23 protein-coding genes and 1 riboswitch are annotated in these 21,725 nt (G+C 61.4%); of the genes, 7 read left to right on the top strand and 16 right to left on the bottom strand.

All coding sequences use genetic code 11. The features are described 5' to 3' along the window. Positions 1-51: 51 nt before the first annotated feature. On the top strand, positions 52-516 hold the full coding sequence (locus tag HFC70_RS02055) for an Lrp/AsnC family transcriptional regulator (protein ID WP_168471529.1): 465 nt from the start codon (positions 52-54) through the stop codon (positions 514-516). 9 nt (positions 517-525) lie between these two features. Here the strand turns inward: HFC70_RS02055 and HFC70_RS02050 are convergent, their stop codons facing one another. Then, on the bottom strand, positions 526-1,413 hold the full coding sequence (locus tag HFC70_RS02050; protein ID WP_246735612.1) for a GNAT family N-acetyltransferase: 888 nt from the start codon (positions 1,411-1,413) through the stop codon (positions 526-528). Further along, positions 1,413-1,886, bottom strand: a complete 474-nt coding sequence (gene dut / locus HFC70_RS02045) for a dUTP diphosphatase (RefSeq protein ID WP_168471527.1) — start codon at positions 1,884-1,886, stop codon at positions 1,413-1,415. Before dut ends, HFC70_RS02050 begins: the two co-directional genes overlap by 1 nt. A gap of 90 nt (positions 1,887-1,976) precedes the next feature. On the opposite strand from dut, the gene HFC70_RS02040 reads away from it, so the two are divergent. Next, the gene (locus HFC70_RS02040) at positions 1,977-3,560 is read left to right on the top strand and encodes a peptide chain release factor 3 (protein ID WP_168471526.1); all 1,584 of its coding nucleotides are present in this window, start codon (positions 1,977-1,979) and stop codon (positions 3,558-3,560) included. A gap of 12 nt (positions 3,561-3,572) precedes the next feature. On the opposite strand, the gene HFC70_RS02035 is transcribed toward HFC70_RS02040, so the two are convergent. Then, on the bottom strand, positions 3,573-4,247 hold the full coding sequence (locus HFC70_RS02035; protein WP_246735611.1) for an HAD-IA family hydrolase: 675 nt from the start codon (positions 4,245-4,247) through the stop codon (positions 3,573-3,575). Positions 4,248-4,387: 140 nt separating this feature from the next. Continuing rightward, positions 4,388-4,484: riboswitch (TPP riboswitch) on the top strand. A 139-nt stretch (positions 4,485-4,623) separates the two neighbouring features. On the opposite strand from HFC70_RS02035, the gene thiD reads away from it, so the two are divergent. Next, a complete protein-coding gene (gene thiD, locus HFC70_RS02030; RefSeq protein WP_168471750.1) occupies positions 4,624-5,436 on the top strand; it encodes a bifunctional hydroxymethylpyrimidine kinase/phosphomethylpyrimidine kinase in 813 nt (270 codons plus the stop codon). A gap of 15 nt (positions 5,437-5,451) precedes the next feature. Here thiD and HFC70_RS02025 read toward each other — a convergent pair whose 3' ends face one another. From HFC70_RS02025 to HFC70_RS02015, 3 genes are all read right to left on the bottom strand, one after another. Further along, the gene (locus HFC70_RS02025; protein WP_168471524.1) at positions 5,452-5,982 is read right to left on the bottom strand and encodes a flavin reductase family protein; all 531 of its coding nucleotides are present in this window, start codon (positions 5,980-5,982) and stop codon (positions 5,452-5,454) included. Positions 5,983-6,104: 122 nt separating this feature from the next. Further along, a complete protein-coding gene (locus HFC70_RS02020) occupies positions 6,105-6,680 on the bottom strand; it encodes a tyrosine-protein phosphatase (RefSeq protein ID WP_168471523.1) in 576 nt (191 codons plus the stop codon). 106 nt (positions 6,681-6,786) lie between these two features. Beyond that, positions 6,787-7,698 carry a pirin family protein gene (locus tag HFC70_RS02015; protein ID WP_168471522.1) on the bottom strand — a complete coding sequence of 304 codons (912 nt, stop codon included), beginning with the start codon at positions 7,696-7,698 and terminating at the stop codon, positions 6,787-6,789. A gap of 250 nt (positions 7,699-7,948) precedes the next feature. Between HFC70_RS02015 and HFC70_RS02010 the strand changes: the two genes are divergently transcribed. Then, positions 7,949-8,764 carry a class II glutamine amidotransferase gene (locus tag HFC70_RS02010; RefSeq protein ID WP_168471521.1) on the top strand — a complete coding sequence of 272 codons (816 nt, stop codon included), beginning with the start codon at positions 7,949-7,951 and terminating at the stop codon, positions 8,762-8,764. Here the strand turns inward: HFC70_RS02010 and HFC70_RS02005 are convergent, their stop codons facing one another. From HFC70_RS02005 to ubiE, 10 genes are all read right to left on the bottom strand, one after another. Further along, positions 8,765-9,124 carry an MmcQ/YjbR family DNA-binding protein gene (locus tag HFC70_RS02005; RefSeq protein ID WP_168471520.1) on the bottom strand — a complete coding sequence of 120 codons (360 nt, stop codon included), beginning with the start codon at positions 9,122-9,124 and terminating at the stop codon, positions 8,765-8,767. Then, positions 9,121-10,341, bottom strand: coding sequence for a bifunctional phosphopantothenoylcysteine decarboxylase/phosphopantothenate--cysteine ligase CoaBC (gene coaBC / locus HFC70_RS02000; RefSeq protein WP_168471519.1), 1,221 nt, complete (start codon positions 10,339-10,341; stop codon positions 9,121-9,123). The genes HFC70_RS02005 and coaBC overlap by 4 nt, the downstream gene beginning before the upstream one ends. A 108-nt stretch (positions 10,342-10,449) precedes the next feature. Then, on the bottom strand, positions 10,450-11,484 hold the full coding sequence (locus tag HFC70_RS01995) for a sensor histidine kinase (RefSeq protein WP_168471518.1): 1,035 nt from the start codon (positions 11,482-11,484) through the stop codon (positions 10,450-10,452). 15 nt (positions 11,485-11,499) lie between these two features. After that, a complete protein-coding gene (locus HFC70_RS01990) occupies positions 11,500-11,937 on the bottom strand; it encodes a response regulator (protein ID WP_168471517.1) in 438 nt (145 codons plus the stop codon). A 4-nt stretch (positions 11,938-11,941) separates the two neighbouring features. Further along, on the bottom strand, positions 11,942-13,429 hold the full coding sequence (locus HFC70_RS01985; RefSeq protein ID WP_210259103.1) for a CHASE3 domain-containing protein: 1,488 nt from the start codon (positions 13,427-13,429) through the stop codon (positions 11,942-11,944). A gap of 86 nt (positions 13,430-13,515) precedes the next feature. Beyond that, positions 13,516-14,802: a TRAP transporter large permease gene (locus HFC70_RS01980; RefSeq protein WP_168471516.1), complete on the bottom strand. Its 1,287-nt coding sequence runs from the start codon at positions 14,800-14,802 to the stop codon at positions 13,516-13,518. 25 nt (positions 14,803-14,827) lie between these two features. After that, complete coding sequence (locus tag HFC70_RS01975) at positions 14,828-15,331, bottom strand: TRAP transporter small permease (protein ID WP_168471515.1); 504 nt, start codon at positions 15,329-15,331, stop codon at positions 14,828-14,830. Continuing rightward, a complete protein-coding gene (locus HFC70_RS01970) occupies positions 15,328-16,356 on the bottom strand; it encodes a TRAP transporter substrate-binding protein (RefSeq protein WP_168471514.1) in 1,029 nt (342 codons plus the stop codon). Before HFC70_RS01970 ends, HFC70_RS01975 begins: the two co-directional genes overlap by 4 nt. Before the next feature lie 159 nt (positions 16,357-16,515). Then, a complete protein-coding gene (ubiB, locus tag HFC70_RS01965) occupies positions 16,516-18,090 on the bottom strand; it encodes a 2-polyprenylphenol 6-hydroxylase (protein WP_168471513.1) in 1,575 nt (524 codons plus the stop codon). 62 nt (positions 18,091-18,152) lie between these two features. Then, a complete protein-coding gene (ubiE, locus tag HFC70_RS01960; protein WP_168471512.1) occupies positions 18,153-18,929 on the bottom strand; it encodes a bifunctional demethylmenaquinone methyltransferase/2-methoxy-6-polyprenyl-1,4-benzoquinol methylase UbiE in 777 nt (258 codons plus the stop codon). 149 nt (positions 18,930-19,078) lie between these two features. Between ubiE and mutM the strand changes: the two genes are divergently transcribed. The 3 genes from mutM (at position 19,079) to rpsT (ending at position 21,263) form a co-directional block, all read left to right on the top strand. Beyond that, the gene (gene mutM / locus HFC70_RS01955; RefSeq protein ID WP_168471511.1) at positions 19,079-19,969 is read left to right on the top strand and encodes a bifunctional DNA-formamidopyrimidine glycosylase/DNA-(apurinic or apyrimidinic site) lyase; all 891 of its coding nucleotides are present in this window, start codon (positions 19,079-19,081) and stop codon (positions 19,967-19,969) included. A gap of 56 nt (positions 19,970-20,025) precedes the next feature. After that, on the top strand, positions 20,026-20,799 hold the full coding sequence (locus HFC70_RS01950; protein WP_168471510.1) for an enoyl-CoA hydratase: 774 nt from the start codon (positions 20,026-20,028) through the stop codon (positions 20,797-20,799). Between the two features lie 197 nt (positions 20,800-20,996). After that, the gene (rpsT, locus tag HFC70_RS01945) at positions 20,997-21,263 is read left to right on the top strand and encodes a 30S ribosomal protein S20 (RefSeq protein ID WP_168471509.1); all 267 of its coding nucleotides are present in this window, start codon (positions 20,997-20,999) and stop codon (positions 21,261-21,263) included. Positions 21,264-21,725: the final 462 nt, after the last annotated feature.

Below are 21,725 nucleotides of genomic sequence, written 5' to 3'. Positions count from 1 at the left end.
ACGCTGTGAAAGGCTGGATCGAAACTTTGCCTAATTAATACGGAGGATGGGGTGGCTTTACCTAACGGAGCAGGCGAGCTGGATGCCGTAGACCGGCGCATGGTTGAGGTGCTGGCCACCAATGCCCGTATCTCGTTGAAGGAGCTGGCCGCCGAAGTCTCCCTGTCGTCGCCGAGCGCTGCCGAGCGCTTGCGTCGCCTAGAGGAACGCGGCGTGATCGGCGGATTTACGATCGACATCCGGCCGGAATCGCTCGGCTATCCCTTGCAGGCCATCGTCCGGGTGCGGCCGCTGCCGGGGCAGTTGCATGTCGTCGAGCGCATCATCCAGGAAACGCCCCAGTTCATCGAATGCGACAAGGTGACCGGCGACGACTGTTTCATCTGCCGGCTGGTCATCCGGTCGATGGGTGAGCTCGATACCATCCTCGACAGGATTTCGGAGCGTGCCGAAACCAATACCTCAATGGTCAAGGCGACGCCGGTGCGCCGCCGTCTGCCGCCGCTCGTCGACTAAGTTAAGGTCTCAGAATTCAGCCAGCGGCGACAGGCAGCAAGGCTCCGTCGGCAGCAGATCGTCGGCGCAGCGCATCATCAACACCAACGGCCCGTCGTCGCCAACCGGCTCGCCATCAAAGGCAAGCCGATCGGGAGGAATGAAGGTCTCGACCGAGGCAGGCGTCAGGTCGAGCGCACCCAGAATCTCGGCCAGGCATGGCACCTGCTCGCCGACCACGTCGAGAAGCTGAAACGCACCGCCATCGGTCATCCGCCAGGCAACAACCGTCTTCTCGTCGGGCATCAGCGACAGGCTGACATCCTCCACCAGATGGCAGTTCAGCAGAAACATTTCGGCTTGGCCGGTCACGGCCAGCCGCTGCGACACAGGCGTACGTTTTGCCAGAAGCCTCTGCAGCAGGCCAAGATCGCTCTCGATCGTCAGGCGGCGAGCAGGCTTTTGCCCGCCAATCGGCCTTGGTGCATCACCCCGAAACGAAAACTGCCGTACGGTGCGAAATCCGTGCGGCGCGTAAAGGCCCGGCTTGTCGGTATAGAGAACGACGGCTTCGAACCCCTGCTCTTCGCCGCGTTGCAGCGTATGGCGGATCAGGGCGCGAAAAAGGCCCAGACCGCGATAGTCGGGACGCACCGCACCCGATTGCCAGCCGGCCGCCTTGACCGGGCGGCCGTCGATGATCAGCGGCATGGCAAAGCCGCTGAGATTGGCGATGCAGCGACCGGACTCGTCGAAGAATGCGGAGGGAAAACTGGTCCGGTCGTAGCCGCCGACGCTATCGAGCGGGTCAAGATCGACCGAGAAGATGTCGTAAAGCAGCGATTTGATGGCCGCCCAGCCGGCCGGATCGTCGAAATAATCCTGCCGGAAATTAAGGCCGGCACGATCCGCTGGCATCATGCCACGCCTGTGGAGCCAAAACCGCCGGCACCGCGCTGCGTCTGGCTGGCGGAGGAGACTTCGGCTACCTGCATCTGCGTAACCGGCGCCATCACCACCTGGGCGATCCGCATGCCGCGGCTGATCGTGAACGGCTCTTCACCGAGATTGATCAGCAGAACCTTCACCTCGCCGCGATAATCGCTGTCGATCGTGCCGGGTGTGTTGAGGCAGGTCACGCCATTCTTGAAGGCAAGGCCGGAGCGCGGCCGGATCTGCGCCTCGAAGCCGGCCGGGATCTCGAAGATCAGGCCGGTCGGCACCAGGGCACGCCGGCCAGGCTCCAGCACCATCGGCTGGTCTTCGTCGACTGCGGCGCGGATATCCATGCCGGCAGAGCCCGCCGTTTCATAGGCCGGCAGGTCGAGGCCGTCGCCATGGGGCAGGCGCAGCAGGTGAAGGGTCGGTTGGATCTTTTGGGAAACGGTCATCGGGCATTAGTTTGTCCTTCGCACCGCAAGGTCAATTGCAATGCGGCGCTTTAGTCGCTAGATAGCCGGCAATTCCACAGGATTCACGACATGGCCGAAACGCTCGCAGAGGCGGTCTCCCGCCGCCGCACCTTCGCTATTATCGCTCACCCGGATGCCGGCAAGACCACGCTCACCGAAAAGCTGCTGCTGTTCGGCGGCGCCATCCAGCTTGCCGGCGAGGTCAAGGCCAAGAAGGACCGTATCCAGACCCGGTCCGACTGGATGAAGATCGAGCGCGAGCGTGGCATCTCGGTCGTCACCTCGGTAATGACCTTCGAATATGGTGGCAATGTCTTCAACATCCTCGACACGCCGGGCCACGAAGACTTCGCCGATGACACCTATCGCACGCTGACGGCGGTCGATGCGGCCGTCATGGTCATCGATGCTGCCAAGGGTATCGAGCCACGCACGCTCAAACTCTTCGAAGTCTGCCGCATGCGCGACATCCCGATCATCACCTTCGTCAACAAGATGGACCGCGAAAGCCGCGACATCTTCGAGATTCTCGACGAGGTCGAGGAGAAGCTGGCGCTCGATACCGCGCCGATCACCTGGCCGGTCGGCCGATCGAAGAGCTTTTGCGGCTCCTACAATCTGGTGGACAATACCTTCCGCGGCTCCGACAAGCAGGTCGAGGCGCTGCCCGTCAACAGTCCGCAGAACGTGGCGGAAAACCTGCCGGAAAACGAGCGCGCAACCTTTATCGACGAACTGGAATTGGCACAGGAAGCCTGCCGTCCGTTCGACAGGAAGGCTTTTCTCGAGGGCCACATGACACCGGTGTTCTTCGGCTCTGCCTTGAGAAATTTTGGCGTGCGCGACCTGATCAATGCGCTGGGCGATATCGCTCCGCCGCCGCGCGACCAGGTGGCCGACATCCGCACTGTGCATGCCGCCGAAGACAAGATGACGGCCTTCGTCTTCAAGATCCAGGCCAACATGGATCCCAACCATCGCGACCGCATCGCGTTTGCCCGCATCTGCTCCGGCAAGCTGGAACGCGGCATGAAGGCGAGGCTCGCCCGCACCGGCAAGCAGATCGGCCTGACGGCGCCGCAATTCTTCTTCGCCGCCCAGCGCCAGCTGGCCGATACGGCCTTTGCCGGCGACGTGGTCGGCATTCCGAACCACGGAACCCTGCGCATCGGCGATACGCTGACCGAAGGCGAAAACCTGGTCTTCCAGGGCGTGCCGAACTTCTCGCCGGAAATCCTGCGCCGCGTGCGGCTGGAAGATGCGATGAAGGCCAAGAAATTGAAGGAAGCCCTGCAGCAGATGGCCGAGGAAGGTGTCGTGCAGCTCTTCTCGCCGGAAGATGGCTCGCCGGCTATCGTCGGCGTGGTCGGCGCCCTGCAGCTCGACGTGCTGAAGGAACGCCTGGCGGGCGAATATACCCTGCCGGTTTCCTTCGAAATGTCACGCTTCTCGGTCTGCCGTTGGATCTCCTCGGACCAGCCGGCCGAACTCGACAAGTTCCTCGCCGTCAAGCGCGGCGACATCGCACGCGATCTGGATGGCGATCCGGTTTTCCTGGCGCAGGATGCCTTTTCGCTGCGCTACGAAGCGGAACGCTTCCCGGCCATCAAGATGGTCGCCATCAAGGAATATCACGTCGCCAAGGCGGCGTGATATCTTTTGGCGTCAGGCCGTCCGGACGATCTGTATGTCGCCCGTGGCATCGACATGGACCTGCAGGCCCTCGTAGCTTGCAAGCGTCGGATACCGGGTCTCCAGGACGTGGCTGTGGGTAGCCGTGATGACCATGACATCGGCTCCGGCCGCCTCGCCGGCCAGAACGCCGGCCATGACATCCTCGAACACCAGGCAGCGGGCCGGATCGGCATTGATGCGGCTGGCCCCCAGCCGATAGCCGGCCGGATCCGGCTTGCCGATCTTCACATCCTCGGCGGTAACAATTTTCGGCGGCTGCGGCAGACCGGCGGCCTCGATCCGTGCTCTGGCCAGTTTGACGGGCGAAGACGTCACGATCGCCCAGCGCTCGGCCGGCAGACCTTTCAGAAAGTCGACGGCACCGGGAAGCGCCACGACGCCGTCGATATCCTCGATCTCGCCGCGCTCGATCTCCAGCGCTTCCGCCTCCGCATCGACGCCCGGCAACGCAAGTCCGCGGATCGTGTCGATACCGCGCTTGCCGTGCATGGTCGGCAGGAAGGCCGCCACATCCAGACCATGACGTGCTGCCCATCGTCCCCAGACCCGCTCGGCGGCGGCTATGGAATTGAGCAGCGTGCCGTCCATGTCGAAGAGGAAGCCCTGATAGCGTTTGTCGAAACCTGTGCTCGGTGGGGAGGTCAATCGTGGAATCCTGATTTGCATGAAGGGACACGGGAACGGAATTAGCGATTTTTGAGGGCTTCCGCAAATCGTTCTCAGGTGTTTGTGCTGCGAAGAGCTTTCCAGGTGACAGCGGCCGGGTCCTGATCTAGAACGAGGTCATCGAAAGACAGGGGCGTTCGTCGCGAGATGGACTGAGAAGAACCCTTAGAACCTGAACCAGATAATGCTGGCGGAGGGAGTCGTTCAGGACCGTGCTTTGAAGCACAAGCTCCCTGGTCGCTGCCCCGCCTGAAAGGGGCATGATGAACGTTTCAATTTCTCCGGCATATCGTTTGGCGGCCATGGGGCATGCGCAGGTCGCTGTCCGCGAATGGACGATCGGCACGGTGCGGTCATGATCCGCAACGTGCTGTCCATCGCCGGTTCCGACCCCTCGGGCGGCGCGGGTATCCAGGCCGATCTCAAGACCTTTTCGGCACGCGGCGTCTATGGCATGGCAGCGCTGACGGCGCTGACGGCGCAGAACACCCAAGGGGTGACCGGCGTTCATGCCGTGCCGCCGGACTTTGTCGCGGCGCAGATCGAGGCGGTCTTTGCCGATGTCTGGGTCGATGCCGTCAAGATCGGCATGATCGCCAGCGCCGAGATTGCAACCGCCGTGGCCGAAACGCTGGCGCGCTATCGCGGCATTCCGATCGTGCTCGATCCTGTCATGATCGCCAAGGGCGGTGCGCCTCTGCTGGCCAAGGAGGCCGTGGCTGCCCTGACGCGCCATCTCCTGCCGCTCGCCACCCTGCTAACCCCGAACTTGCCGGAGGCGGCCGCCCTGCTGGGCGAGGCCGAGGCCACGGACCGAGCCACGATGCAGCAGCAAGCCCAACGCCTGTGCGCACTTGGGGCTGAGGCCGTGCTGGTCAAGGGCGGGCATCTCGGCACGGACGAAAGCCCGGATGTGCTGGCAATCGGCCAGGAGATCCATTGGTTCGAAGGGAAACGAACGGCCACGAAGAACACCCATGGCACGGGCTGCACTTTGTCCGGCGCCGTCGCGGCCGAACTTGCCAAGGGGCATTCGCCGCAGCAGGCGATCGCCGCGGCCAAGCTCTATCTGGCCGGCGCCGTGGCAGCTGCCGGTGACCTGACGGTCGGCACAGGACACGGCCCTGTTCATCATTTCCATGACGTGTGGATGCCGGTCGCGGGATAGCTGGGCCGGCTCGCCCTACGGCATTTTCGATGCGAGCGTAATATCTTCGCCATCCACGGCAAAAGTGCCGTAGCCCTTGTGGTGCAGCATCTTTGGCGCTGCATCGCGCGGTTCGTGCCAGGCTGCCACCACTTCCAGGACAAAGAGATTGTGGCGTTCGACGAAGTCGCGGTCGGTGACCTTGCATTCGAGGTTGGCGAAGCACTCGCCGATCAGCGGTGCGCCGACCTTGCGGGCGGGAAGGGCGGTGAGGCCGATCTCCGCAAATTTGTCGGTGTCGCGGCCCGAGCAGTTGCCGACCGCCACGACCTTTTCCGCCATGTCGGACGCGGGAATGGCGATCACGCATTCGCCGGTCTGCGACAAGGCGGCAAAGCTGTGATCAGCGGAGCTGACGATGCAGCCGATCAGCGGTGGTGTGAATTCCATCATCATGTGCCAGGACATGGTCATGACATTCTGCCGATCGTCGAGTGCTGTCGTCAAAAGGACGACTGGTCCCGGCTCGATCAACTGATAGACCTTTTCGAGCGGGTAGGGTTTCACGGACCTGCCTCCTTGCCGGGTCTGTTGCCCGGCGATAGCTACCCCGGCATCATACGCCGCGGCACCGAGACTTGGTAGTAGCCGCAGTAAATGCCGGTGAGAGTGGCGAGATGGCGCCGGTCTTAGCTGCGCAGGCCGAACGTCCGTTCGAGATTTTCCCAGCTTTCGTCCATGGCAAAGGTCCGGCTGATATAGGGAATGCCGACATGACCATAGAGGATGGGCATCAGCTGTTCTTCCGCCGTGTGTTCGTCCATCAGCGCGACCTGGTTGAGATAGAGGACTGATGCCAGTCCGCTGCGGTCCGCCCCCGCTTGGCAATGCACGAGGATCGGCTTTTGTGCCTTCTTCAGCAGTTGGACCAGTTCCTGAGCCCGCTCGGGCGTCAACGCGTGGGTCGCCGACATCTTGAAATCCACATGGGTGATGCCAAGGTCCTGGGCTGCGAGGGTTTCGTTCTGATACCAGGTCTCGGTCGAGGCGCCCCGAAGGTTAACGATCGTCCTGATCTTGTAGCGCTTGGCATAGTCGGCGATCTGCGCCGCGGTCGGCTGGGCGGATCGGTAATATTCACCGGGGATCACCTCATGAAAATTGCCGGACCATTGCAGATAGCCGAGATAGAGGCCGCAGGTGGCGATGCCTGCGGCACAGATCGCCAGCAGCCGAACGAGGAGGTATCTTCCAGGAAAGGACATTGGCGCGAGATCCGCTCATGAGACAGTTATGATGTCTCGCGCCATGTAGAATTGTTTGCTGACAGCAAGCTGAAAGCGGGCCGGACCTTTCGGTCCGACCTGTTGTTTAATGCGCGGCCTTGATGAAGGTGCCGTTCTGCAGCTCTTTCATCGCCTGCATCAGTTCTTCCCGTGTGTTCATGACGATCGGTCCATGCCAGGCGACGGGCTCCTTGATCGGCTTACCCGACACCAGCAGGAAGCGGATGCCTTCGTCGCCGGCCTGCACGGTGATCTCGTCGCCGCTGTCGAACACGACGAGCGTCCGGTTCCCGGAGAGATCACGGATGTTGAGCTCTTCGCCCTGGTACTCTTTTTCCACCTTGACCCCAAATGGCTTCGAGGCATCGCGGAACGAACCGGAACCGGCAAAGATATAAGCGAAGGCCGAGCGATAGGTATCGACAGGGAAGCTCTTCCGCTTGCCCGGCTGCACCGAGATGTCGAGATAGACCGGTTCGGCGGCAATGCCGTCGACAGGGCCCGATTTGCCCCAGAAATTGCCGGATATCACCCTGACCACCGTGCCGTCGTCATCGACGACGACGGGAATGTCGCTCGCCTTGATGTCCTGATAGCGCGGTGCCGTCATCTTCAGCGAAGAAGGCAGGTTGGCCCAAAGCTGGAAGCCGTGCATCTTGCCGGCAAAATCGCCCTTCGGCATTTCCTGGTGCATGATGCCGCTACCGGCCGTCATCCATTGCAGGTCGCCGGCGCCCAGCAATCCGCGATTGCCGAGGCTGTCGCCATGCTCGACCGTTCCAGCCAGCACATAGGTGATGGTCTCGATGCCGCGATGCGGATGCCAGGGAAAGCCGCGGATGTAATCGGACGGATTGTCATTGCGGAAATCGTCCATCATCAGGAACGGATCGGTCATCGATGGATCGCCGAATCCGAAGACGCGGTGCAGCTTCACGCCGGCGCCTTCCATGGCAGGCGTAGCATGGCTTTCATGTTTGACGGGTCGAATGGACATCAGCTTTGCTCCTTTCGAGCGGATATTCGAGTTGTCGTGAATATAATCGATCCGCAGCAATCCCGAAGACCGCCCAAAAGAACGCACTGTTCACAAAACGCCGTGCCGCACTGCAAAAAGTGATTGCCGGGTCCGTCAAGATTCTGTCATGAATAACCATCTTGTTTAGACTTCGTTAGCCATTGAAGCAAAAAATGCTGGCGATCGTCACCCCGCCGGAAGTTGCGGGCAAGCCGGAGTTGATGGAAGCATGTGTCGCTGGGCCGCCTATCGTGGAGAACCGCTCTATCTGGAGGAGCTGGTGTCGTCACCCGCCCACTCGCTGATCGAACAATCCCACTGTGCCATGCGCGCCAAGACGGCAACCAATGCCGATGGCTTCGGCCTCGCCTGGTACGGGGACCATCCCGAACCGGGGCGCTTTCGCGATGTTCTGCCTGCCTGGTCCGACTGCAACCTGAAGAGCCTCGCCCGGCAGATCCGTTCCCCCTTGTTTCTGGCCCATGTGCGCGCCGCCACCCATGGCGCGACACGGCGTGACAATTGCCATCCCTTCGTGCATGGCAAATGGTCCTTCATGCACAACGGCCAGATCGATCACTTCGAGCAGCTGCGGCGGCCGATGGAATCCATGCTCGATGACGAGCATTTCCATGCCCGCACCGGCACGACCGATTCGGAGCTTCTGTTCCTGCTGGCCCTGCAATTCGGCCTGCGCGATCGGCCTTTGGCGGCGATGGCGGAAGCGATCGGCTTCGTGGAAAATCTCAGCACCCATCTGATGGGAACGGCGCGGGTCCGCTTCACCTCGGCTTTTTCCGATGGCCAGACGCTTTACGCGGTGCGCTACGCGACCGATGCCTATGCACCGACCCTCTATGCGGCTCCGATGGGCGGCAAGGGCGGCTATTGCCTGGTGTCCGAGCCGCTCAACGATGAAACCGACACCTGGGTGGAAATCCCAGCCCGCAGCGCCGTGATCCTCAGCGAAAAAGGGCTGGATGCTGCCTCCTTCGAGCCGGTCGTCGATCGGTCCGCCGCACCGCGGGAAGCCATGGCGGTCTGATCAGCCGGTGATGCCGAGTTCGGCACGCCGTTTTTTCGTGAGGCCCGCTGCGACAAGATCGTAGGAGCGGCGCAGGTAGATCCGCAGTTCTTCGTCCGACAGCGGTGCCGATCGGCCGATCGCCACCCATTTGCGCTTGGCGAAATAGGGCGCCTGGCCGATGCCGTCGAGCGAGGTCAGGATCTCGAAACTTTCTTCGGCGCATTTGACGGTGATGCGCGCCTCTCCATCGCTGTCATTCAGCAGCGTGAACACCTTATCGCCGACCTTTGCGACGCGCGATCCCCATTGGTCGACCAGCATGGTGCCGGCAAAGCCTGTCACGAACCCATCAAATTCCACTTGGTCTAACAGGCTCATGGCTTTGCGCCCTCGACGAGCCTGTCGGCGATCAGCAGGGCGAGGCGCGTTGCCACCTCGTCCTTGTCCATATCCGGCCAGTCCGCGATGCCGGTCGCCGAGATAATCTTCACTCGGTTGCGCGTGCCGCCCATGATGCCGGTATCGGGCGAAACATCGTTGGCGACGATCAGGTCGGCGCCCTTACGCGTGAGCTTGGCGCGGCCATTGTCTTCGACATTCTGGGTCTCCGCGGCAAAGCCGACGACGATCTTGGGCCGCTGCGCATGGTGGCCGACGGTTTTCAGGATGTCCGGGTTTTCCGTCAGCAGCAGGGCAGGGGGAGCGTCGCCCGGTTGCTTCTTGATCTTCTGGCCAGAGGAAGACGCGACCCGCCAGTCGGCGACGGCTGCCACCATCACGGCGATATCGGCCGGCAGCAGCGAGAGCACCGCATCACGCATCTCTTCGGCCCGCTCCACGTGGATCGTACGCAGGCCGGTCGGATCGGCAATGGTGACCGGGCCGGAAACCAGGGTGACCTCGGCGCCGAGCTTGGCAAGAGCCGCCGCGATGGCGTGGCCCTGTCGCCCGGAGGAACGGTTGGCGATATAACGCACCGGATCGATCGGCTCATGGGTGGGGCCTGACGTAACGATGGCTTTCCTGCCGGAAAGCGGCTTGGGAGCATCGTCCAGCAGCGCTTCGACAGCGGCGACGATCTCCAGCGGCTCGGTCATGCGGCCGAGGCCCTGTTCGCCGCTTTCAGCCATTTCGCCGGCCATCGGGCCGATGAAACGAATGCCGTCGGCCTGAAGCGTTGCGAGGTTGCGCCGGGTGGCTGGATGCGACCACATCTTCGGGTTCATGGCCGGAGCGACGAGCACGGGCCGCTCAGTGGCCAGAAGAACGGTCGAAGCGAGATCGTTGGCAAGCCCGTTGGCCATCTTGGCCATCAGGTCGGCGGTGGCCGGGGCAACGAGAACAAGGTCGCATTCGCGCGCCAGCCGGATATGGCCGACATCCTGCTCGTCTTCGCGGGAGAACAGATCCGTATAGACATGGCATGCCGATAGTGCACCGACGGCCAGCGGGGTAATGAACTCTTGCGCCGCTTGGGTCAGGATCGGTCGCACCGTGGCGCCCCGCTCGCGCAAGCGGCGGATGAGGTCGAGGCTCTTATAGGCCGCGATCCCCCCGGAAATGATCAACAGGATACGTTTTTCCGAAAGAACCATGCCTGAATGTCCTCGATGAAGGGATGGCCCTGATCCTATCCCGAAAGCGTCGTCTTTCAAATCGGCAGATCGTCCCGGGTCGAACTCTCCCTGGGCATGCCGGTTGTCTCAGGGGACAATCCGGATTGGCACTTCGGCAATCGTTCCATGCGGTGTTGCGCGATACCGCAGCCCCGGTCCAAGCGCTGCCGACATCGACTTGACGATCCGGCTGCCGAGCCCCGTACCCTTGGGCTTGGAATCGAGATCCATGCCGATACCGTCATCCGCGACGGTCAACAATGCCTCGTTCTCGCCGGTCACCTCCAAGCTCACGCGAATCTCGCCGCTCGTCTCTTCGGGATAGGCATATTTGAAGGCATTTGTTACCAACTCGGTGACGATCATGCCGACCGAAACGGCACGATCGGCCGACAGGGAGATCCGGTCGGCGTCGAAGCTCAGCTTGATAGCCTTGTCCGGATTGCCCAACGAACTGCCGATTTCCGCAACCAGATTCGAGAGATAGATGTTCATCTCGACGCGGCTGACATCGTCCGAGGTGTAGAGGCTGCGGTGCATGCCGGCAATGGCGGTGATGCGGGCCTGGGTTTCCGACAATTCCGCCTTCACTTGGTCATTTTCCGAATTGCTGATCTGCAGGCGCAGCAGGCTTGCGACCAGCGCCAGGCTGTTGGCGACGCGGTGGTTGACCTCGGCCAGCAGCGCTTCGGCCCGTTCCTTGGCCAGGCGCGTCTCTTCGTCGGCCCGTTCCTTGGCCAGGCGCAATTGGGCATTGGCGACCGACTGCTCGATGGCGCTGACCAGCAGCGGCATGAAATCGTCGCTGACGGTCTTGATGACATAATCGGATGCGCCGGCCTTGATGGCCTCGATCGCGATCTGCGCTTCGTTGGAACCGGTGACATAGACCACCGGCAGCATGATGCCTTCGGCCCGCAACCGGTTCAGCACGTCGTGCCCGGTCATGTTGCTCAGGTAATGATCGAGCACGATCGCGTCGAATGCGTCATCGCCCAGAAGCCGCAGCGCAGCATCCAGGTCTTCTGCATGGATGACGGTATGTCCGCTGCGGCCAAGCGCCTTTTGAACGAGCCGCACAATGGCCGCATCGTCATCGAGATAGAGAATGCGGACATTCATGAGGAAGGGCTCGTGTCAGGGGATCTGCATGACGGCAAAAAACAATCCAAGCTGCCGGATGGCATTGGCGAAATTGTCGTAGTCGACCGGTTTGGTGATATAGACATTCGCTCCGAGATCATAGCAACGCTGAATTTCGCGCTCGTCATCGGTCGTCGTCAGAATGACGACCGGCAGGCGGCGCGTGTGAGGATTATTCTTCACTTTTTCAAGGATATCGGTGCCCGACATATCCGGCAAGTTGAGATCGAGCAGGATCAGAAGATAGCGCTCCGCCGAGACCTGGCCGCTGCGGTCCGGCCCGAGGATGTAGTCCAGCGCATCTATGCCGTTGGTAAATGGGATGATCTCGTTGTTGACGCCGGCGCGACGCACGTTCTTTTCGATCAGACGGGCATGACCTTCGTCATCTTCGACCATCACAATGGTGACTTCTTTTCCCACCGCTTTCATCGTCTCAACTCCGTACTAATTTCGATAGATCTGTTGGCAGGCGCAATATGAAGGTCGATCCGTGGCCGAATTCCGACTTGACGGTAATCTCGCCACCGAGATTTCTGGCCAGAGAGCGAACATGGGCAAGGCCGATGCCTTCGCCCACCTGGTTCTGCTGGCCCGACCGTCGGAACAGCTCGAATATTCGCTCGTGGTCTTCCTCCGAAATGCCGCGGCCATTGTCTTGTACTTCGATCCGCACCATACGCTTTCCATCGGCAATGGCACGCACGGACAGCACCAAAGGCCGTTCGGGATGTTTGTACTTCACAGCATTGTCAAAAAGGTTACCGAGGATCTGTTCGAGTGACAGCCGATCGGACACGATTGCGGGCACCTTGATCTCCGTCTCGATCCGCCCGTCGCCCTCGCTGATCTGGTGGTGAATGCTGGCGCCTGTGGCCTCCAGCAGGGCCTTTACGTCGATCCGCTCAGGTTTCAGCTGGCGCCGCCCGTCGCGAGAAATCTTCAGGATCGCGTTGATCAGCCCGTCCATCTTTTTGGTGGAAGAGCGGATGAAGCCTATGGCTTCCGGCAGGTCTTCGGATGCGGCGAGCCGCGCTTCCTGGATCTGCTGGTCGCTCAAGGCCTGCCCATCGGCGAGCACATAGGCCTGCAGGGCCTTCAGCGAGGTGTCGAGCTCGGCCGTGAAGCCCATGACGTTGACAAGCGGCGCGCGCAAATCGTGGGTCACGATATAGGCGTAGCGCTGGATTTCCTGGTTTGCCTTTATCAGGTCTTCCGTGCGCTCATTGACCCGCTCCTCGAGGCCTGAATTGAGCAACTCCACTTCGCTGCGGGCAATGGAGAGATCGCGCACATGCTGGCCGATGATCAGGATGGCCCCGCCGACAACGAGCACGATGGCGATCGCCCCGCCGATGGTGAACCACTGCAACTGGCTGGTTGCCTCGATCTGCTCGGCAACGCCCGTTTCGATATTCACGTCGGACTGCTTCTTGTAGAATTCCAGAATCTGACGGATCTGGTCCATCAGTTCCCGGCCGACTTCGCTGCGCACGGCAACAACCGCTTCTGCCTGCCGACCGTTTTGCACAAGGTCGAGGGTCGCAGACATTTCCGCGCGCTTTGTTTCGATCAGGCGCCGCAATTCCGGCATCCGCTCTTCCTTGATCGGTCGGCCTTTGATCAGCATGGCCAGGCGGTCGAGGTTGGCGCCAATCTCCGATGTTGCTTCCTTATACGGTTCCAGAAAGCTCTGATCGAGGGCGATGATGTAGCCGCGCTGACCGGTTTCGGCATCCACAAGGTTCTGAAGCAGGTCGGCACTCGTGCTGCGGATATTTCGCTCCTGGACAACATAGTCGAACGTCGTGCGGGTCTGGTCCACCAGCCAGAGGGACGACAGGATGATGCCGAGCAAGATCGCCGCGCCCACCATCAGCATCAGCAGGGTCGTGCGGATGAAGGAGGCATTGTTTGTCGACATGAACGGATCCCGGGCCACTGACGTTAAGCCTTATATGTCGGTCATCGTCAGGATCTCAAGGCTGGCCGGCAATTATCGGCCGTACGCTACATATGGGAGGGCAGGTAAAGCACCAGTGCCGGAAACAGCATCAACAGGCCGATGCGCACGAAGTCGATGGCCACGAACGGGATCAGCCCGGAAAAGATCGTTTTCAGGCTGACATCCTTGACCACCGAGCGCAGCACGAAGGCATTCATGCCGACCGGCGGCGTGATGTAGCTGATCTCGGTGACGACGACGATGAACACGCCGAACCAGATGAGATCGAAGCCGGCAGCGGCGACCACCGGATAGAAGATCGGTACGGTCAGCGTGATCATCGACAGGCCCTCCAGCATGCAGCCGAGCACAATGTAGATCGCCAGGATGGTGAGGATGATCGCGGTCGGGCTGTCGCCGAAGATGGTGAGCGCCGATTGCAGATCCTGCGTCATGCCGGAAAGGTTGACGTAACTGGTGAAGGTCAGCGCCCCGAACAGGATGAAGAACATCATTGCCGTGTTCTTGGCTGTGTCGAACAACGTGCGCATCGTGTCCGCGATGGTGAAGCGGCCGCTCAACAGCGCCAGAACCATGGCGCCGGCAGCGCCCATGCCGGCCGATTCGGTCGGGGTGAAGACGCCGAGATAGATGCCGCCCATCACGAAGAGGAAGAGCGCGAGTGCGCCCGTGGTGCCGCGCAGCGCCTTTATCCGGTCGATCAGAGGCAGCTTCTCTTCTACCGGCAGGTCGATGCCGCGCCAGCGCACCGAGATCGACACGGCGATCGCATAGCCGATGACGCCGATAATGCCGGGCACGATGCCGGCCAGGAACAGCTTGCCGATGTCCTGCTGGGTGATGATGCCGTAAAACACCAGGATCACCGAAGGCGGAATGAGAATGCCCAGCGTGCCGCCGGCGGCGATCGAGGCGGTCGACAGGCTGTCGGGATAGCGGTAGCGCCGCATCGACGGCAAGGCGATCTTGGCCATGGTGGCAGCCGTTGCCAGCGAAGAGCCGCAGACGGACGAAAAGCCGCCGCAGGCGATCACGGTGGCCATCGCCAGCCCGCCCTTGCGGTGCCGGAACCAGGCATGGGCCGACTTGTAGAGGTTTTCGGCGATGCCGGACTGCACGACGAAATTGCCCATCATCAGGAACAGCGGCAGCACGGACAGCGAATATTCCCGGCTGTTATCGAAGAAGGTCTGACCGAGCAGCGACAGAGCCGGCTGCAGGCCGATGATCGACAGGGTGCCGAGCGTGCCCACCAGCGCCATGGCAAAGGAAATCGGCATGCCGGCAAACATCAGGACGAGAAGGAGAAGGCTGCCGATCGGCCAGGTCATAATTGCTCCGCAGGCAAGGAGGTGATCATCGGGCGCGCAGGTGCGCGATGATCGAGCCGAAAGTGATGATGGCGGCAATGGCGGTAAAGCCGGCACAGAGATAGGCGATCGGGGCCACCGGAATATGCAGGCTGACGGTGCGCTCGCCATAGGCGCCCATGCCCTGCCCATGCACCAGGATCCGCCAAGCGATCACCCCGAGAACGGCGCCCGATACGAACCGGATCAGCACCTGCCGGACCGGCTGCACGAAGCCTGGCAGGTGGTCGATGACCAGGTCCACAGTGACATGCTCGTCATCGAGACAGACGCCGGTCAGTCCGATGAAGATGACGGAGGAGAGCAGCAGTGCGGTGATCTCGGTGCCGCCGGACAGCGGGCTGTTGAACAGGTAGCGGCCGATGACGTCGGCAACGGTCACCAGCATCATCACCAGGAGCAGAAGGCTGCAGATGGCCGCCAAGCTCTTCTGCAGCCGCGTCGGAGGCCTTGCCGCCGGCTTTGCCTCGGGAGGCGCCTCCAGGCTCATTCGCCCTTCTCGGCCTTGGCAATTTCCGCCTTGAGGGCGGCGATGGCCGCCGGAACGTCGATCCCGGCTTCTGCGGCTTCCTTGAGCTTGGCATCGACGGTCGGCTTCAGGCCGGCCTCGATCGCCTTCATCTGGTCGGCGGTCGCCGTCAGAAGCTTGATCTTGCCGTCCATTTCCGCCTTGCCGGCCGCGTCTGCTTTGTCCCAGGCCTTGCCGGCCGAGCGCGCCAGGGCCTCGCCCGACACGCTGTCGATAGCGGCCTTGTCGGCATCCGACAGTGCGTCCCACTTCGCCTTGTTCATCACCACGAAGAAGGACGTGTTGTAGAGCCCGCCCGGCACGATCAGCGCTGTGTCGAGCATCGGGATCAGCTTGAAGAAGGCAACGGATTCGAAGGGGAAGGTGATGCCGTCGGCAACACCGCTCGACAGCAGTTCGTAAGTCTTGGATGACGGGCCTTCGACCGGAACAGCGCCAAGGCCTTTGACCAGTTCGCCGACGATGCCGCCACCGACGCGCAGCTTGGCACCGGTCAGGCCATCCATGCTGGAAAGATCGCGGCCCTTGGTGAAGATCTCGCCCGGACCATGGGTGAACACGGCCAGAACCTTGACCTTGTCATATTCGCCGGCCTTGCTCAGCATGCTTTCGAACACGCGCCAGTAGCCGACCGAATTGGCCTCGGCGCTATCGCCGAGGAACGGAATCTCGGTGAGGTTCGTGGTCTTGAAGCGGCCGGGATTGTAGCCCTGGACGCCATAAGTGATGTCGGCCACGCCATTGACTGCAAAGTCGAAATGGGCAGCCGGCGGTCCGAGCGGCGCCGGCAGGACATTGATGGTGACGCGTCCTTGCGTGGCCGTCTTGACCGCCTCGGCATAGGGCAGCATCACATCCTTCATCAGCGGATGGGCCGGCGGCAGCCAGTTGGCAAGAGTAAGTGTTTCGGCCTTGGCCGGCAGGGCCGCCGAAAGGGCGGTGCCCAATGCCAGGGCAAGGGGAAGGACGAAAGCCGCAAGACGCATGATGAAACTCCCTGGCCGTGCCCGATTGCCACCGCGCACCAAATGAATGTCGAAAAGGGAAACGACTGGAACCTGTGGCGCTATAAAATCCCGCGACCGCCCGCTTGGCAAGCCGCAGTGCAGCAAAAAACGCGGGGAGCCCGAAAGTGGACGATAGCCTTAGGTGATCTGCCAGGCGAGATAGACCAGCGTCGCGGCAATGATCCAGAGCGCCAGACGGCCGGACCGGGTGTGGCGAGCTTCCGCCTTGCCGATCGCCTGTGCCGTCTCGGCATCGAAGCGCAGACCGTGTTCGGTCATGTGCATCAACTGGCCGTGGAACTTCTCGGTCTTGGCGGCGATCTCGGGTGCGGCCTCGGCCAGGCGCATAGCGGCCTTCAGCCCATCCTTAATGTCGGTCGCGATGCGCTTCGGCCCGAGATTGTCGCGGATCCAGCTGGAGACGACCGGTTCCGACGCCTTCCACATGTTGAAGCGTGGATTGAGGATGCGTGCCACGCCTTCGACCACGACCATGGTCTTCTGCAGCATGACCAGTTCCGGCCGGGTTTGCATGTCGAACAGTTCGGTGACCTCGAACAGCAGCGTCAGCAGCTTGCCCATGGAAATCGTCTCGGCCGGCTGTCCATGGATCGGCTCGCCGATGGCGCGGATCGCCTGGGCGAAACTCGCCACATTGTGGTGTGAGGGCACATAGCCCGCCTCGAAATGCACCTCCGCCACCCGCATGTAATCACGGGTGATGAAGCCGAACAGGATTTCGGCGAGGAACCGGCGTTCCTTTTTGCCCAGCCGCCCGGCAATGCCCATGTCGACTGCGACGATCATGCCCTGGTCATCAACGAAAAGATTGCCCGGATGCATGTCGGCATGGAAAAAGCCGTCGCGCAGGGTGTGACGCAGGAAGGACTGGATCAGCGTGTCGGCCAGCGCGTTCAGGTCGTGGCCGGCGGCCACAAGCGCCTCGACATTCGACATCTTGATGCCGTCGATCCACTCCATGGTGACGACGTCGCGGCCGGTGCGTACCCAGTCGACCTTCGGCACCCGGAAACCCGGATCTTGCCTGGTGTTTTCGGCGATCTCGGAAAGTGCTGCGGCCTCCAGGCGAAGATCCATCTCCAGCTTGGTCGTCTGCTCTAGCGTCTTGGTGACTTCGACAGGCCGCAGGCGCCGCGTATGCGGCAGGAACCGTTCCTGCAGATGGGCGACCAGAAACATTGCTTCCAGATCGTCGGCGAACCGCCTGCGCACGCCGGGGCGGATCACCTTGATGGCGACCTTCCGCCGGCCTTCCGCGGTTTCCACTTCACCGGGATGCACCTGCGCGATCGAGGCAGCGGCGATCGGCTCGCCGAATTCGGCAAACAGCTCCTCGATCGGCCGGCCGAGCGAGTCGCGCACCGAGGCTTTCGCAAGCGCCGTCGGGAAAAAGGCCATCCGGTCCTGCAGACCGGCCAGATCCTCTGCAAAATCCGGACCGACCACGTCAGGGCGGGTCGCCAGGAACTGGCCGATCTTCACATAGGACGGGCCAAGCCGTTCCACCGCATTGGCCAGCCGGTCGGACCGCTCGCGCTTCCGGGCACGGTTGCGGGTGAAAAGGCTCATCGTGGATTTGGCAAAGGCCACCAGCGGCGGCAGCCCTTCGGACGGTAGGGCCGCCACGACGCCTTCGCGAACGAGAACCCAGCCGACGCGCGCCAGCCGGAAATATGCGCCGATCGTGCTCATCGTTGAGGTTCAATCCGTGGGCAAGTGTGGTCGCGATGCTTCATGCAGCTTTGCGCCATGCGTCAGAGCTTCCAGCCGGAATGAAGGGCTGCGATGCCGCCGGAATAATTGGTGAAATTGACCCGCGAAAAGCCGGCCTTGCCGATCATCGCGGCGAAATCCCGCTGGTTGGGAAATTTGCGGATCGATTCCACCAAGTACTGGTAGGGCTCGGCCTCGCCGGTAATCATCTTGCCGAATTGCGGGATCGCCTTGAACGACCACTGGTCGTAGAACTTGTCGAGCAGCGGCATTTCAACGTCCGAGAATTCCAGCACCAGCAGCCGACCGCCGCGCTTCAGGACCCGGTAAGCCTCCTTCAGCGCCACGTCGATGCGGGGAACGTTGCGGATGCCGAAAGCGATCGTGTAGGCGTCGAAACTGTTGGCTTCGAACGGCAGTTCCTCGGCATTGGCCTCGACGAAGGTCAGGTTGTCCGAAAGGCCTTTCTTCTGGGCCCGTTCGGCGCCGACGCCGAGCATCGAACCGTTGATATCGAGCACGGTGGCATGCGCCAGCCGGTTCGAGGCCTCGACGATGCGAAAGGCGATGTCGCCCGTGCCGCCGGCCACGTCGAGAACCTTGTAGCCCGCCTCCTTGCGGGGATTGAGGGCTGCCACCATGGCATCCTTCCACAGCCGGTGCAGGCCGGCCGACATCACGTCGTTCATGATGTCGTAGCGCTTGGCCACCTTGTGGAAGACCTCGTTGACCAGGCCCTGCTTCTCGCCTTCAGGGACGTCGCGGAAGCCGTAGGAGGTTTCCATGCCGCCTTGGGCGGACGTGCGGCTCTCGGCCATCTGATCAACTCCATCGTCTGATATGGTCCGGTGACCATAGCGAAATCGGGTTCGGTGCGCTATCTCTGCGACACTATGGCAATGACGCCTGCTGTCGCGCCGTCTATAGACCACTCGCGCTGGGACTGAAACAGAAAGATGGAGCGGCGATGCCGGAATTGCCAGAGGTGGAAACCGTAAAGCGCGGGCTGGCGCCGTCCATGGAAGGTGCACGGATCGAGCGTCTCGAACTGCGCCGCCCGGATCTGCGCTTTCCCTTCCCGGCAGGCCTTGCCGAGCGAGCTTGCGGGCAGCGCATTCTCTCCCTGTCGCGCCGCGCCAAATATCTGCTGATCGATCTGGAGGACGGCGCGACGGTGATTGCTCATCTCGGCATGTCCGGTTCGTTCCGCATCGAAAAGGCAGGCGATAGGGAACTTCCCGGCGATTTTCACAGGCCCCGCTCCAAGGACGAGAAGCACGACCATGTCGTCTTTCATCTGGAAGGCGAGGCGGGCGCCCTGCGGGTCGTCTATAATGACCCGCGCCGCTTCGGCTTCCTGGATCTGGCAGAGCGGGTCGCGCTCGATCTCTACCCGGCCTTTCGCGATCTTGGACCGGAGCCGGTCGGCAATACGCTCAGCGCCGATTATCTGGCCCGGCGCTTTGCCGGCAAGGCGCAGCCGTTGAAGACGGCCCTGCTTGATCAGAAGACCATTGCCGGTCTCGGCAATATCTATGTCTGCGAGGCGCTGTGGCGTGCCCACCTGTCGCCGACCCGGCCGGTTGGCACGCTGGTCACGGCTACGGGCAAGCCGACAAAGGCATTGCTGGCTTTGACCGAGGCTATTCGTGCCGTGATCATGGATGCGATTGCGGCGGGCGGATCCTCCTTGCGCGATCATATCCAGACCGATGGATCGCTTGGCTATTTCCAGCACACCTTCTGTGTCTACGACCAGGAGGGTGAGCCTTGCCGCACGCCGGGCTGTGCCGGCACGATCGAGCGGCTGGTCCAGGCCGGGCGCTCGTCCTTCTATTGTCGGCGCTGCCAGACATAGAGCGCTGCCAGACGCAGCATCACCAAAATCATTTTTTCGAACCAAGGGAGAGAGACATGACATTTGAAACGCTGCTCGTTGAGACGAGAGGTCCCGTTGCCATCATCACGCTCCATCGTCCGCAGGCCCTCAACGCCCTGAACGCGACGGTGATGTCCGAGCTGACCCAGGCGCTGGCGACGTTCCAGGGCGATGCTGCCATCAAGGCCGTGGTGCTCACCGGCTCTGAAAAGGCCTTTGCCGCCGGCGCGGATATCAAGGAAATGCAGGCGCTCGATTTCGTTGATGTCTATCTCGCAGATTTCATCAGCGGCTGGGATGCGGTGGCGAGCTTCCGCAAGCCGCTGATCGCGGCGGTCTCCGGCTTTGCGCTTGGCGGCGGTTGCGAGCTTGCCATGATGTGCGACTTCATCATCGCCTCGACGACCGCCAAGTTCGGCCAGCCGGAAATCACGCTTGGCGTCATTCCCGGCATGGGCGGAACGCAGCGGCTGGTGCGCGCCATCGGCAAGGCAAAGGCCATGGATCTCTGCCTGACGGGCCGCATGATGGATGTGACCGAGGCCGAAAGCGCCGGCCTGGTGGCGCGCGTCGTGGCGCCGGAGCGTCTACTGGACGAGGCGGTGTCGGCGGCGACGAAAATCGCCTCCTTCTCGCAGCCGGCCCTCAACATGGTGAAGGAAAGCGTCAACCGCGCCTTCGAACAGACCTTGAGCGAAGGATTGCGCTTCGAGCGCCGTCTGTTCCATTCGCTTTTCGCGACGACCGACCAGAAGGAAGGCATGGCTGCCTTCGTTGAAAAGCGCAAGCCGGAATTCAAGGACCGCTAGCCCCGGTTTTCGCAGCGTCCGGCGTAGAATGATTCAGAATCCGCGTTGACGGACGTGTTCTTTCGGGCTATATGCCCGCCCACAGTTAGGAAAGCTTCTGGCTTTTCCACGATTGCTCCCGAATTGCTGGATTGACAGGTCGCAACGACCCGACGCGGCGAAGGCGGAGTTTGGTTTGATTTCGAAGAGAGGCATCCATGGCCAATACATCGTCGGCGAAAAAGGCGACCCGCAAGATCGCGCGCCAGACCGCAATCAACAAGAACCGTCGTTCGCGCGTACGTGGCTTCATCCGCAAGGTTGAAGAAGCAATCGCCACCGGCGATGCGGCTATCGCAAAGACCGCCCTTCAGGCCGCTCAGCCTGAACTGCACCGCGCCGCAACCAAGGGCGTTCTGCATGCCAACACGGCATCGCGGAAGATCTCCCGTCTGGCTCAGCGTGTGAAGGCCCTTTCGGCCTAATTTAAGACAAAGTTTAAATGTTCTATGAGCCTGGCAGTTTTGCCGGGCTTTTTCTGTTTGTCGCGGTTTTAGCGCGTCTGTGTTGCAAATTTGACAATTGCATGTCAGAGGCGTGACACAAAAAGTCCATTGAATTCAATGGGTTGCGCGAGGAGTTGGTTTGTTCTCCAGCTTCACTTTACGGCAGGCGACCCCAGTTTCGAGTCAAGTGATTTTTTTCTTTTTTTGTTTTTGAGCCTGCGTATATCGGCCGAAAAGCCAAACTCCTTGATTCAAAAGCGATTCTTTTTTTGGCCTTTGTGACAGTCAAAAACGGGCGCCCGAGTCAATGGTCACTTCTTAATTTTGCGTAAAATTCACTGTTGATCTTGCCATTTGATCCTGCCTTAATGGCCTTCAACAAGAGGCGCGGGGAACACCCCCGAGGCGGTCTGTAACTGGTTACCAGACATCAGCAAGCCT

This window comes from Agrobacterium sp. a22-2 (assembly GCF_012276985.1).
Lineage (GTDB): Bacteria > Pseudomonadota > Alphaproteobacteria > Rhizobiales > Rhizobiaceae > Allorhizobium.
The sequence above is the reverse complement of the archived record's forward strand: the minus strand, read 5'-3'. Positions and strand labels throughout refer to the sequence as shown.

Bases quoted from the DNA above. Each gene is read 5' to 3' on its own strand.
- dut (WP_168471527.1), bottom strand. From the start codon at position 1,886: ATGACCGTTTCCCAAAAGATCCAACCGACCCTTCACCTGCTGCGCCTG.
- coaBC (WP_168471519.1), bottom strand. From the start codon at position 10,341: ATGGTTCTTTCGGAAAAACGTATCCTGTTGATCATTTCCGGGGGGATC.
- HFC70_RS01980 (WP_168471516.1), bottom strand. From the start codon at position 14,802: ATGACCTGGCCGATCGGCAGCCTTCTCCTTCTCGTCCTGATGTTTGCC.
- HFC70_RS02005 (WP_168471520.1), bottom strand. From the start codon at position 9,124: ATGAGCCTGTTAGACCAAGTGGAATTTGATGGGTTCGTGACAGGCTTT.
- HFC70_RS02040 (WP_168471526.1), top strand. From the start codon at position 1,977: ATGGCCGAAACGCTCGCAGAGGCGGTCTCCCGCCGCCGCACCTTCGCT.
- HFC70_RS01990 (WP_168471517.1), bottom strand. From the start codon at position 11,937: ATGAAAGCGGTGGGAAAAGAAGTCACCATTGTGATGGTCGAAGATGAC.
- HFC70_RS01975 (WP_168471515.1), bottom strand. From the start codon at position 15,331: ATGAGCCTGGAGGCGCCTCCCGAGGCAAAGCCGGCGGCAAGGCCTCCG.
- thiD (WP_168471750.1), top strand. From the start codon at position 4,624: ATGATCCGCAACGTGCTGTCCATCGCCGGTTCCGACCCCTCGGGCGGC.
- rpsT (WP_168471509.1), top strand. From the start codon at position 20,997: ATGGCCAATACATCGTCGGCGAAAAAGGCGACCCGCAAGATCGCGCGC.
- ubiE (WP_168471512.1), bottom strand. From the start codon at position 18,929: ATGGCCGAGAGCCGCACGTCCGCCCAAGGCGGCATGGAAACCTCCTAC.
- HFC70_RS01970 (WP_168471514.1), bottom strand. From the start codon at position 16,356: ATGCGTCTTGCGGCTTTCGTCCTTCCCCTTGCCCTGGCATTGGGCACC.
- HFC70_RS02010 (WP_168471521.1), top strand. From the start codon at position 7,949: ATGTGTCGCTGGGCCGCCTATCGTGGAGAACCGCTCTATCTGGAGGAG.
- HFC70_RS01950 (WP_168471510.1), top strand. From the start codon at position 20,026: ATGACATTTGAAACGCTGCTCGTTGAGACGAGAGGTCCCGTTGCCATC.
- HFC70_RS02015 (WP_168471522.1), bottom strand. From the start codon at position 7,698: ATGTCCATTCGACCCGTCAAACATGAAAGCCATGCTACGCCTGCCATG.
- HFC70_RS01985 (WP_210259103.1), bottom strand. From the start codon at position 13,429: ATGTCGACAAACAATGCCTCCTTCATCCGCACGACCCTGCTGATGCTG.
- HFC70_RS01995 (WP_168471518.1), bottom strand. From the start codon at position 11,484: ATGAATGTCCGCATTCTCTATCTCGATGACGATGCGGCCATTGTGCGG.
- mutM (WP_168471511.1), top strand. From the start codon at position 19,079: ATGCCGGAATTGCCAGAGGTGGAAACCGTAAAGCGCGGGCTGGCGCCG.
- ubiB (WP_168471513.1), bottom strand. From the start codon at position 18,090: ATGAGCACGATCGGCGCATATTTCCGGCTGGCGCGCGTCGGCTGGGTT.
- HFC70_RS02020 (WP_168471523.1), bottom strand. From the start codon at position 6,680: ATGTCCTTTCCTGGAAGATACCTCCTCGTTCGGCTGCTGGCGATCTGT.
- HFC70_RS02050 (WP_246735612.1), bottom strand. From the start codon at position 1,413: ATGCCAGCGGATCGTGCCGGCCTTAATTTCCGGCAGGATTATTTCGAC.